Here is an 11,192-nt window from a genome sequence, read left to right on the forward strand (position 1 = left end):
CGACGACGCGGCGCAGGGCCGGTCCGGTGACCGACCGCACCGTCATCCTCGGTGCCGGCATCGCCGGCGTCAGCGCAGCCGCCGCCATGCGAGCGGCCGGCCACACCGGTCAGATCCACCTCGTCGGTGACGAGCCCGGGCTGCCCTACCGCCGGCCGCCGGTCTCCAAGGAGATCATCCGGGGCGAGAAGACCGCCGACGATATCCGCATCAAGAAGGCCGAGTGGTTCGGGCAGAAGGACATCACCCTGCACACCGGGACGCCTGCCGATGCGATCGACACCGATCGGCGGATCGTGCGGCTGGCCGATGGCGAGGAGCTGGGCTTCGACCAGCTGCTCATCGCCACCGGTGGACGTGCCCGCAACCCGTGGCACGCACCCGGGATCCGGACGCTGCGCGGGCTCGCGGACGTCGCGCCGCTGCAGGCCGGGCTCGTGCCGGGGGCGTCGGTCGTGATCGTCGGGGCCGGTCTGATCGGCTCCGAGATCGCCGCCAGCGCCACCGACATGGGGTGCCGGGTGACGTTGCTGGAGGCCGCCGACCTGCCGCTGCCCCGGCTGCTGCCGCCCGAGCTCGGCGAGATGTACGCCGACCTGCACCGCAGCCGCGGCACCGAGCTGCACACCGGTGTCACGGTCGAGTCCATCGACGATGCCGGTGACACCACCTCCGTCCGCGCCGTCGACGGGCGCACGTGGACGGCGCAGGTCGTCGTGGTCGCCGTGGGCATGCAGCCGAACACCGAGATCGCCGCGGCGGCCGGCATCGAGCTGGCCCGCCCCGAGGACGGCGGCGGCATCCTGGTCGATGCCCACGGACGCACGTCCGTCGACGGCATCTTCGCGGCGGGCGACGTCGCCAACCAGCCGAATCCGGTGCTGGGCGGTCGCCACCGGGTCGAGCACTGGCAGGGCGCGCAGAACCACGGCACGGCCGTCGGCAAGGTCATGGCCGGCGGCAGCGAGCCCTTCGCCGAGGCGCCCTGGTGCTGGTCGGACCAGTACGACCTCAACCTGCAGGTCGCCGGCTGGCCCCAGGGATCGCACGAGCTCGTCGTGGACGGGTCGATCGCCCAGCACGACTTCATCGCCTACCTGCTCGACGACGGCATCGTGCACGGTGCGGTGTCGATCGGGCGTCCGCGCGATGTGCGCACCGCGCGCGGGTGGATCCTGGACGGCGCCCGCCTCGCCGACGTGCTCCCTCGGGAGGGATGACGCCGGCTAGATCCAGCGGCTCCACCACATGCGGTCGCGCCACGCACCGTACGGGATGAGCTCGTCGGTGTAGAGCGGGTGGAAGTACCAGAACGTCACGACGGCGGCCACCACGTAGATGCCGATCGCCAGGGCGATGGCATACCGGTGTCGCGGTGAGCTCCCGGTCCGGATCAGCGCGTTGATCAGCAGGCAGATCGCGATGATCATGAACGGGACGCAGGTCACGGCGTAGAACGAGAAGATCGGCCGGTCGGCGTACTGGAACCACGGCAGCCAGCAGGCCAGCACCGCCACGACCGGGATGCCCCACGTGCCCGATCGCGTCCGGATCCACGCGACGACCGAGCCGACCAGCGCCAGGACGCCGGACCACCAGATCAGCGGGTTGCCCAGGATCAGGATCTCCCGGACGCACGTCTCGCCCGCAGCCTGGCCGCAGCGGGTCGTCGCCGGCAGGTCGAACTGGGCGTCCGCGCCGACCGGACGCCACTGGACGAGCCAGCCGGCCGGATTCGACTGGTACGGGTGCGTCGCGGAGTTCAGGTCGTTCGTGTGGAAGCCGTACGTCATGACGTGGAAGTGCCACAGGGACCGGAAGGCGTCCAGGACCTCGCCGAACAGGCCCTTGGACGGATGGTCGACGTAGTCGCCCCACGGGGCCGAGTAGTCGCCGTACCCGCGGCCGAAGCGGGCCTCGTAGACCTCGTGGTGCAGCAGGAACCCGGTCCAGGTCACCAGGTACACCAACAGGGCGACGATCACGAGCGACACGAAGGCCGGTGCGCCGGTCATCAGCGTCGTGCGCAGCCAGCCGTCCCGCCAGCCGGCGCGACGCCGGGCCAGGACCTCCCACACCACGGTCAGCAGGCCGAAGGCGGCCAGGACGTACAGGCCGCTCCACTTGGTCGCGCACGCCATGCCGAAGCTGACGCCGGCCAGCAGCTGCCACGGCCGGACGAACCGGTAACGGTCGAGACGTCCGCGGATCCAGTCCCGGTCGGCGGCCAGGCAGGCCACCGCGCACACCAGCCAGAACGTCAGGAAGACGTCGAGCAGGGCCAGGCGTGACATCACGAAGTGCATGCCGTCCACGGCCAGCAGCAGGCCTGCGATGCACCCGACGACCGTCGAGCCGGTCAGCCGCCGGACGAGCCGCGCCAGCACGAGCACGGTCAACGCGCCGACCACGACACCGGAGATCCGCCAGCCGAACGAGTCGAAGCCGAACAGCCACTCGCCCAGCGCGATGACCCACTTGCCGCCGTCGGGGTGGACGATCCAGGACGGCTCGCCGGTCATGACGCCGGCCAGGTCGCCCCGGACGATCTGGGCGTTGGCTCCCTCGGTGAAGTCCTGGACGTAGCCGTGCTGCAGCAGCGAGTACGCATCCTTGGCGTAGTACGTCTCGTCGAAGATGAACTTGTTGGGATGTCCGACGTTCCACACCCGCAGCACGAACGCCAGGACGGCGGTGCCGATCGGCCCGAGCCACCCCCACACGCGGTCGGCGCGCCACATCGTGATCGTCACGGCGCCCAGCCTAGGGGGAAGGACGTGGCACGCGAGGGGCTGAGACACTGGCCGCATGCTGATCCTCGCCGCGACACCCATCGGTCAGGTCGCCGACGCCAGCGGACGGCTGGGCGCCGCGCTCGAGTCGGCGGACGTCGTCGCGGCCGAGGACACCCGCCGGCTCAAGCGCCTCGCCGCCGACCTCGGGGTCGAGATCGGCGGACGGGTCGTGTCGTACTTCGAGGGCAACGAGGAGCGTCGCACCCCCGAGCTCGCGGCACTGCTCGCCGACGGGCAGACGATCGTCCTGGTCACCGACGCGGGCATGCCCAGCGTGTCCGATCCGGGCTACCGACTGGTCGTGGCCGCGATCGAGGCCGATGTGCCGGTGACCGCGATCCCCGGTCCGTCCGCCGTGCTGACGGCGCTCGCCGTGTCGGGCCTGCCGGTCGACAGGTTCTGCTTCGAGGGCTTCCTGCCGCGCAAGGCGGGGGAGCGGACACGAGCGCTGACCGAGCTGGCGACCGAGCGTCGCACGATGGTGTTCTTCGAGTCGCCGCACCGCACCGAGACGTCCCTGCGGGCCATGGCGCAGGTGTGGGGCGACGACCGTCCGGCCGCCGTGTGCCGCGAGCTCACCAAGACGTACGAGGAGGTCGCCCGCGGCGGACTGGCCGAGCTGGCCGAGTGGGCCGCCGGCCAGGAGCAGGGCGTTCGCGGCGAGGTGACGATCGTGGTCGGCGGCGCCGTGAGCGAGGCCAGGACGTACGCGCCGGGCGACCTGCGGGACCTGGTCGCGGCGCGGCAGGCCGACGGGCTGAGCCGCAAGGACGCGATCGAGCAGGTGGCCGGTGAGACCGGCATGCGCAAGAAGGACGTCTACGACGCCGCGCACTCGTAGCGTCGCGAGGGCACTCACTAGACTCGGAGGCGTGTCCGACTCCACGTTCTACGTCACCACGCCCATCTACTACGTCAACGACGCCCCGCACATCGGGCACGGCTACACGACGGTCATGGGCGACATCATCACCCGCTGGCACCGGCAGCGCGGCGAGAAGGTCTGGTACACCACCGGCACCGACGAGCACGGTGAGAAGGTCCTGCGCAAGGCCCAGGCCAATGGCGTCACCCCGCAGGAGTGGGTCGACAAGCTCGTCGAGGAGGAGTGGAAGCCGCTGCTCAAGACGATCGACGCCGCCAACGACCAGTTCACCCGCACGACCGATCCCCGCCACCTCGAGGGTGCGCAGGCGTTCTGGACCGCGCTGAACGAGCGCGGCGCGGTCTACCGGGGCGAGTTCTCCGGGTACTACAGCGTCGGCGCCGAGGAGTTCGTCGGCGATGACGACGTCATCGACGGCGAGGGCGACGACGAGGGCCACAAGATCTCCAAGCTCGACGGCAGCCGGGTCGAGCTGATCTCGGAGGAGAACTACTTCTTCCGGCTCAGCGACTACCAGCAGAAGCTGCTGGACTTCTACGAGGCGAACCCGCTGTTCATCCAGCCGGAGTCGGCACGCAACGAGGTCATCAGCTTCGTCAGCCGGGGGCTGCGCGATCTGTCGATCTCGCGCTCGACGTTCGACTGGGGCATCCCGGTGCCGTGGGACCCCAAGCACATCTTCTACGTGTGGATCGAGGCGCTGCTGAGCTATGCGACCTCGGTCGGCTACGGCGACGACCGGGAGCGCTTCGACGAGGTGTGGCCCGCGAGCATCCACCTGGTCGGCAAGGACATCGCCCGGTTCCACGCCGTGATCTGGCCGGCGATGCTGATGGCCGCGGGTGAGGAGGTGCCGCACCGCGTCTTCGCGCACGGCTGGCTGCTGGTCGGCGGGCAGAAGATGAGCAAGTCCAAGGCCAATGGCATCCGCCCCGACGAGATCGTCGACACCTTCGGCTCGGACGCCTACCGGTACTACTTCGCCCGCGCCCTGACGTTCGGCAGCGACGGCTCGATCTCGTGGGAGGACATCCACGCGCGCTACCACGCCGAACTGGCCAACGGCTTCGGCAACCTGGCGTCCCGGGTCGCCGCGATGATCGGCAAGTACTTCGACGGAGTGCTGCCGGCAGCCGGCGGTCGCACGGAGGCGGAGGCGAAGGTCATCGACACCGTCGCCGCGGCCGTCCGCGACGCCGATGCCGCGATCGAGGCGGTCGCCCCGCAGGACGCCCTCGCGGCGATCTGGCGCATCGTGGACGAGCTCAACGGCTACATCACCGAGCAGGCGCCGTGGAAGGTCGCCAAGGACGAGTCGGGCCGTGACCGGCTCGCGACGATCCTGCAGACCGCGGCCGAAGGGCTCCGCGCCCTGGCCGTGCTGCTCAACCCGGTGATGCCCAAGGCGTCCGCCGCGCTGTGGGAGGCGCTCGGCGCCGAGGCCGCGCTCGGAGCGCTGGCCGACCAGCGCATCGACGCCGTCGCCGGCTGGGACCAGCTGCCGGCCGGCACGACGATCACCAAGCCGGCCTCGCTGTTCCCGCGGATCGAGACCGTCGCCGAATGAGCCTGACCCAGGGCTGGCCCGAGACCCCCGAGGCGCTGCCCGCCCCGGTGGTCGACAACCACTGCCACCTCGACCACCCGGCGTACAGCAAGGGCGTCGAGGGCGGGCTGCTGATCCCGGTCGACGAGGCGCTCGACCGGGCGGCGGCCGTGGGGGTCACCCGCATCGTCCAGGTCGGCTGCGACCTGCCGAGCTCGCAGTGGGCCGTCGACACGGCCGCCGCGTACGACTCGGTCGTCGCGGCCGTCGCCCTGCACCCCAACGAGGCGCCGGGGCTGGCCGAGGCCGGTGAGCTGGACTCCGCACTGGGTCAGATCGACCGGCTCGCGGCCGGCGGCGAGCACGTGCGGGCCGTCGGCGAGACGGGCCTGGACTACTTCCGCACGGGCGTGGACGGACGAGAGGCGCAGCACGCCTCCTTCCGCGAGCACATCCGCATCGCCAAGCGGCACGACAAGACGCTGGTCATCCACGACAGGGACGCCCACGACGACGTCCTGGCGGTCCTGGACAGCGAGGGCGTCCCCGATCGCACCGTGATGCACTGCTTCTCCGGTGACGCCGACTTCGCCCGCGAGTGCGTCGAGCGGGGCGCCTACCTGTCCTTCGCGGGCACCGTGACGTTCAAGAACGCGGATAACTTGCGAGACGCGCTGCGGGTGACTCCGCTGGACCGTATCCTTGTCGAGACCGATGCGCCCTTCCTCACACCTGTTCCGCATCGGGGTCAGCCGAACGCTTCGTTCCTGATCCCGCTGACAGTACGGTTCATGGCTGGGATTGCAGGGATATCGGTCGATGACATGTGTCGAGCGATCGACAGCAACACCGACCGTGCCTTCGGCGGGACCTGGGCACAACGCGTTTGACGACAGGGGAAGCCTCGTTATGGTGGAATCTCGGCCCAGTCACCGACTCCCGAGGAATTCAGTGCTTCACCACCCCACCAGCACCACCCACAAGGCTCCCGGGCGGCGCGCGGAGCGTCGTCATCGCCGCAGCAAGCTGCTGCTGGCGTTGAACATCGCGATCGTCATGGTGGTCGCCGGCGGCACCGCTGCCTACGGCGCGCTCAGCCAGACCGTCACGCTGACGGTGGAGGGCAAGAGCCAGACGGTTCGCACCTTCGGCGGGACCGTGGCCGACGTCCTGGACGATCACGGCGTGACGGTCCATGCGGGCGACCGGCTGAGCAAGCAGCCTTCGGAGGCCATCTCCGACGGTGACACGATCGACGTCGCCTACGCCAAGACCGTCAAGCTCAGCGTCAACGGCGAGGTGTCCCAGCGGGTCGTCTTCGACCGCACGGTCGGTGACGCTCTGGACTCGCTCGGCGTCGAGTCCACCGAGGGCGCCTATGTCTCGGCAGCGCCGTCCAAGCCCCTGCCGCGTGACGGCATGGAGCTGGTCGTCAGCACCCCCAAGGCCATCACGGTCGTGGCCGACGGCGAGGCCAAGACGCTGACGACGACGCGTCCGACCGTGGCCGACGTCCTCGACGAGGCCGGCGTGACGGTCGACGAGGACGATGAGGTCAAGCCGGCCGTCGACCAGTTCGTGACGCCCGATGACAAGGTGCGCGTCGTGCGCATCGAGAAGATCGAGAAGACCGAGACGGTCAAGGTCGCCCACGGCACCGAGGTCCGTGAGGATCCCGAGGCCCTCGTCGGTGAGACCGAGGTCGTCCGCGAGGGCAAGAACGGCAAGAACCGTGAGCAGGTGACGCTGGTCTACGCCGATGGCAAGCTGCGTCAGCGCATCGTCGTCGCGACCGATCCGGTCAGCAAGCCCGTCGACGAGGTCGTCTCGCGCGGCACGAGCCGCACGCCCCCCGACAGCGTCTGGGACAAGATCGCCAAGTGCGAGTCCGGTGGCAACTGGTCGATCAACACCGGCAACGGCTACTACGGCGGCCTGCAGTTCAGCGCCGCGACGTGGAAGAGCGTCGGTGGACCGGGTCTGCCCCACCAGCACAGCCGGGAGGTCCAGATCAAGTACGCCAAGATCCTGCAGGCCCGCTCCGGCTGGGGCCAGTGGGGCTGCGCCGGGGCGAGGTTCAACTGACGCCCCGGGCCGCTGTGACGCCGCCGCGGCTCCTTGGAGCCGCGGACGTCCGGCGTCTGGCCGAGTCATGCGGGATCCGTCCCACCAAGCAGCGTGGACAGAACTTCGTCCACGACGCCAACACCGTGCGCCGCATCGTCAAGGCGTCCGGCATCACCGCCGATGACGTCGTGGTCGAGATCGGCCCCGGGCTGGGCTCGCTGACCCTCGGCCTGCTCGAGGTCGCCCGGCACGTGACGGCCGTCGAGATCGACGAGGTGCTGGCCGGCCAGCTGCCGCAGACGATCAGGGAGCACGCGCCCGACCAGGCCGGAGCGTTCGAGCTGGTGCTGGCCGATGCCATGAAGGTCACCGAGCTGCCCGGCCCCGAGCCGACCGCGCTGGTGGCCAACCTGCCCTACAACGTGTCGGTGCCGGTGCTGCTGACGTTCTTCGAGCGGTTCGCGTCGATCCGCACCGGCCTCGTCATGGTGCAGGCCGAGGTCGCGCACCGGCTCGCCGCCGGTCCGGGCTCCAAGACGTACGGCATCCCGAGCGTCAAGGCCGCGTGGTACGCCGACATGAAGCTCGCCGGATCGGTCGGGCGCAATGTCTTCTGGCCGATGCCGAACGTCGAGTCGTCGCTGGTCAGCTGGACGCGCCACGAGCCGCTCGGCGACGAGGCGCTGCGACTGCGGACGTTCGCCGTGGCCGACGCCGCGTTCGCCCAGCGCCGCAAGACGATGCGCGCCGCACTGGCGAACCTGGCGGGCTCGGGCGCGGCTGCCGAGGAGGCACTCGTCGCGGCCGGCATCTCGCCGCAGGCCCGCGGCGAGCAGTTGACGGTGCAGGAGTTCGCCCGGCTCGCGTCCTTCCTGTAGTCGTCAGGCCGGGTGATGCCTGGCGTGGATCGCGCCGAGCACCACCACGACCAGGGTGATGCCGCCGCTGAGGACCAGGCCGGCACCGAGGTGCCACTTCAGCAGCGCTGCTCCGGCGGCGGCGCCGGCCAGGATGAGCAGCACCGCGGCCACGCGGCGCGGGCTCTGCCCGGCGGCCTTGCCCGATCCGAGGACGGAGTCGGCAGCCAGCCCGGTGATCGTCGAGGTGACCACGACCGTCGTGACGTCCTTGACCGCGATGAAGCGCGCCGTCGCCGCCTGCACGCCCATCGCCGCGCCCAGCAGCGTGGTGATCGTGATGCCGACCGTGTGCGAGAAGTCGTCCTCGATGGCCAGCAGCAGCGCAGCGACAGCCAGCATGACGACCGCGACGAGGCTCAGCAGCACCGTCGTGCGACGGGTCCATCCGGGCTCGGCCGTCTTGAGGGCGCGGCCACCGAGGGCCGCTCCGGCCATGAAACCCACCAGCGCCAGCAGCGGGCCCAGCACCGGCAGGTCCTCGGCGCCGACCAGGCCCATGCCCAGGATCACGACGTTGCCGGTCATGTTGCCGGTGAACACGCGATCGAGCCCGAGATAACCCACGGCGTCGATGACGCCGGTCGAGAACGTGAGGGCGAGCATCAGGGCGAGGTGGAAGCCGTCACGGGGAACGGCAGCGATTCGTCGGATCACGATGACGAGTCTGTCCACATCGATGACGCTTCGTGTCACCGGGGCGTAACGAAACGGTCCTACGCTGTTCCCCGATGATCCTCCAGCCCGGTCACGCCGTCCCTGACGACGCCGCCTACCTGCCCGCGACCACCGACCACGTGCTGTGGGGGCGGCTGCCCTGCGCGACCGACTCGCCGGTGCTCGCGATCGACCCGGGCGACCAGGTCGTGATCGACACGATCAGCCACGAGGGGATCCTGGAGGACCAGGGGCGCGACCCGCTGGCGTGGTTCACCGCGGCGGGTGCACACGACGTCCTGGAGGACGCGATCGCGCTCGCGGCGTCGGACCACCCCCGCACGTGGGGCGTGGACGGGCCGCACGTCACGACCGGTCCCATCCGGGTGCCTGGAGCCAGGGTCGGCGACCTGCTGGCGATCCGCGTGCTGGAGACGACGCCCCGGGTCCCGTACGGCGTGATCTCCAACCGGCACGGCCGTGGAGCGCTCCCGGGGGAGTACCCGCTGGACGGCGCCGACGTGTTCAGCGTCTTCGCGACGGTCGACGACCAGGGCCGCGGCCGGCTTCCGCTGGGACCGGGCACCGAGGCGACGGTGGGCTTCGACCTGCACCCCTTCCTGGGCATCATGGGCGTCGCGGTGGCCGGGGACCGGCGCCCGCACTCCGTCCCGCCAGGGACGCACGGCGGGAACATCGACATCAACGTGCTCACGGCCGGCAGCACGCTGTACCTGCCGGTGCAGGTGGACGATGCCCTGGCCTACGTCGGCGACCCGCACTTCGCCCAGGGTGACGGCGAGGTCGCGTTGACTGCGATGGAGGCCTCTCTGCGGGTCCGGCTCGGCTTCGAGGTCATCGCCCGCGAGGACGCCGTCGAGGCCTTCGGCGAGCTGGTCGGTCCGATGGCCGAGACCTCGCAGTTCCTGGTGCCGACCGGCATGGACGCGGATCTGGACGTCGCGGTGCAGAACTGTGTCCGGGCGGCGATCGCCCTGCTGCAGGCCCGCTTCGGGATGGATCCCCGGCACGCCTACGCCTACCTGTCGGCGGCCACCGACTTCGACATCTCCCAGGTCGTCGACCAGGTCAAGGGCGTGCACGCGCGGATCCGCAAGGCGGACTTCGCATGATCCCGGTGGTCGACCGCAGGACGTGGCGCGTCGTCGGCAATCCGCTCGTCCGCCCGACGGGCCATGGAGGGCTGGACGGCGAGTGCGTCGCGGTCAAGGACCTGTTCGCTGTGGCCGGGCACCGCATCGGCGCCGGCAACCCCGCCTGGCTGGAGCAGGCGGCACCCGAGGCGCAGCACGCGACGGTCGTCGCCCGGCTGCTGGAGGCCGGGGCGTCCGTCCTGGGCATCGCCCGCACCGACGAGTTCGCCTACAGCCTCGCCGGGACGAACGCCCACCACGGCAGTCCGCCCAATCTGCGGGCGCCGGGCCGCATCCCCGGCGGTTCCAGCTCCGGATCGGCCTCGGCCGTGGCGACCGGTCAGGCCACGATCGGGCTGGGCACCGACACCGGTGGCTCGATCCGGGTGCCGGCGGCCTACCAAGGCCTGTGGGGCATCCGGACGACCCACGGCGCGGTGCCGACCGGCGGGCTGCTGCCGCTGGCGCCCGCCTTCGACACAATCGGCTGGCTGACCCGTGGCGCGTCGCTGCTGGCCCGCGTCGGCGACGTGCTGCTCCCACCGGACTCGGCGTCCCCGGGCGAGCTCGTGACCTCCCCGGCGCTGACGTCGCTGGCCGATCCCGTCGTGGCGGAGGCGCTCGGCTCGATCGCCGCCACCGGGATCGAGTGGCCGCTCGCGCCGATGCCGGACTGGCTCGCCGCGATGCAGGCCCTGCAGGCCTGGCAGGCGTGGCAGGTGCACGGCCCGTGGCTGACCGGACGGCTGGACACCCTCGGCCCGGACGTCCGCGCCCGTTTCGAGCGGGCGGCGTCACTGGGCCCCGAGGTGGCCGAGGCCGCATGCGAGGAGGTGGCGCGAGCACGGGAGAGCATCGAGGCGCTGCTGGGCGATGGTGTCCTGCTGCTGCCGTCCGCGTCGTCGGTCGCCCCGCCGCTGGATGACCTGCGCGCGCTCGACGCGGTGCGACAGGCCACGATGCAGCTGACCTGCCTGGCGGGGATCGCCGGGCGGCCGGCGGTGTCCGTCCCGCTGGCAACCCCGGACGGCCTGCCGGTCGGCGCCTGCCTGGTCGGTCCCGCCGGATCCGACCGCGCCCTCATCGACCTGGCCGCGACGTTGGAGCAGAGTTAACGTCGGTGAAACGCCCGTGCCGTCGGGGACGTCATCTGCGCCCATACGTTTCGTG

General features: G+C 71.0%; 10 protein-coding genes. 8 read left to right on the forward strand and 2 right to left on the reverse strand.

What is annotated here, in order from left to right; translation table 11 throughout:
• Positions 1 to 26: 26 nt before the first annotated feature.
• Positions 27 to 1,220: an NAD(P)/FAD-dependent oxidoreductase gene (locus tag NQV15_RS03190; protein ID WP_232398161.1), complete on the forward strand. Its 1,194-nt coding sequence runs from the start codon at positions 27 to 29 to the stop codon at positions 1,218 to 1,220.
• Between the two features lie 6 nt (positions 1,221 to 1,226).
• On the opposite strand, the gene NQV15_RS03195 is transcribed toward NQV15_RS03190, so the two are convergent.
• Positions 1,227 to 2,753 carry a dolichyl-phosphate-mannose--protein mannosyltransferase gene (locus tag NQV15_RS03195; RefSeq protein ID WP_232398162.1) on the reverse strand — a complete coding sequence of 509 codons (1,527 nt, stop codon included), beginning with the start codon at positions 2,751 to 2,753 and terminating at the stop codon, positions 1,227 to 1,229.
• A 55-nt stretch (positions 2,754 to 2,808) separates the two neighbouring features.
• Here NQV15_RS03195 and rsmI point away from each other — a divergent pair, with 55 nt between their 5' ends.
• From rsmI to rsmA, 5 genes are all read left to right on the forward strand, one after another.
• Positions 2,809 to 3,636: a 16S rRNA (cytidine(1402)-2'-O)-methyltransferase gene (gene rsmI, locus NQV15_RS03200; RefSeq protein WP_232398163.1), complete on the forward strand. Its 828-nt coding sequence runs from the start codon at positions 2,809 to 2,811 to the stop codon at positions 3,634 to 3,636.
• A gap of 31 nt (positions 3,637 to 3,667) precedes the next feature.
• Entirely contained in the window at positions 3,668 to 5,248 is a 1,581-nt protein-coding gene (gene metG, locus NQV15_RS03205) for a methionine--tRNA ligase (protein WP_232398164.1), read from the forward strand.
• Positions 5,245 to 6,117, forward strand: coding sequence for a TatD family hydrolase (locus NQV15_RS03210; RefSeq protein ID WP_232398165.1), 873 nt, complete (start codon positions 5,245 to 5,247; stop codon positions 6,115 to 6,117). Before metG ends, NQV15_RS03210 begins: the two co-directional genes overlap by 4 nt.
• Positions 6,118 to 6,178: 61 nt before the next feature.
• Positions 6,179 to 7,312, forward strand: a complete 1,134-nt coding sequence (locus NQV15_RS03215; protein WP_306459357.1) for a resuscitation-promoting factor — start codon at positions 6,179 to 6,181, stop codon at positions 7,310 to 7,312.
• 14 nt (positions 7,313 to 7,326) lie between these two features.
• A complete protein-coding gene (gene rsmA / locus NQV15_RS03225) occupies positions 7,327 to 8,172 on the forward strand; it encodes a 16S rRNA (adenine(1518)-N(6)/adenine(1519)-N(6))-dimethyltransferase RsmA (RefSeq protein ID WP_232398166.1) in 846 nt (281 codons plus the stop codon).
• A gap of 3 nt (positions 8,173 to 8,175) precedes the next feature.
• Here the strand turns inward: rsmA and NQV15_RS03230 are convergent, their stop codons facing one another.
• Positions 8,176 to 8,868: a YoaK family protein gene (locus tag NQV15_RS03230; protein WP_232398167.1), complete on the reverse strand. Its 693-nt coding sequence runs from the start codon at positions 8,866 to 8,868 to the stop codon at positions 8,176 to 8,178.
• Between the two features lie 74 nt (positions 8,869 to 8,942).
• Here NQV15_RS03230 and NQV15_RS03235 point away from each other — a divergent pair, with 74 nt between their 5' ends.
• Positions 8,943 to 10,001: an acetamidase/formamidase family protein gene (locus NQV15_RS03235; RefSeq protein WP_232398168.1), complete on the forward strand. Its 1,059-nt coding sequence runs from the start codon at positions 8,943 to 8,945 to the stop codon at positions 9,999 to 10,001.
• A complete protein-coding gene (locus NQV15_RS03240) occupies positions 9,998 to 11,137 on the forward strand; it encodes an amidase family protein (RefSeq protein ID WP_232398169.1) in 1,140 nt (379 codons plus the stop codon). Before NQV15_RS03235 ends, NQV15_RS03240 begins: the two co-directional genes overlap by 4 nt.
• The last annotated feature ends 55 nt before the right edge of the window (positions 11,138 to 11,192 follow it).

Source organism: Aeromicrobium wangtongii (assembly GCF_024584515.1).
Taxonomy (GTDB): Bacteria; Actinomycetota; Actinomycetes; order Propionibacteriales; family Nocardioidaceae; genus Aeromicrobium; species Aeromicrobium wangtongii.

What these genes read in the sequence shown, in the direction of transcription:
- rsmI (WP_232398163.1), top strand. Translation starts at nt 2,809, where the DNA reads ATGCTGATCCTCGCCGCGACACCCATCGGTCAGGTCGCCGACGCCAGC.
- NQV15_RS03210 (WP_232398165.1), top strand. Translation starts at nt 5,245, where the DNA reads ATGAGCCTGACCCAGGGCTGGCCCGAGACCCCCGAGGCGCTGCCCGCC.
- NQV15_RS03235 (WP_232398168.1), top strand. Translation starts at nt 8,943, where the DNA reads ATGATCCTCCAGCCCGGTCACGCCGTCCCTGACGACGCCGCCTACCTG.
- NQV15_RS03240 (WP_232398169.1), top strand. Translation starts at nt 9,998, where the DNA reads ATGATCCCGGTGGTCGACCGCAGGACGTGGCGCGTCGTCGGCAATCCG.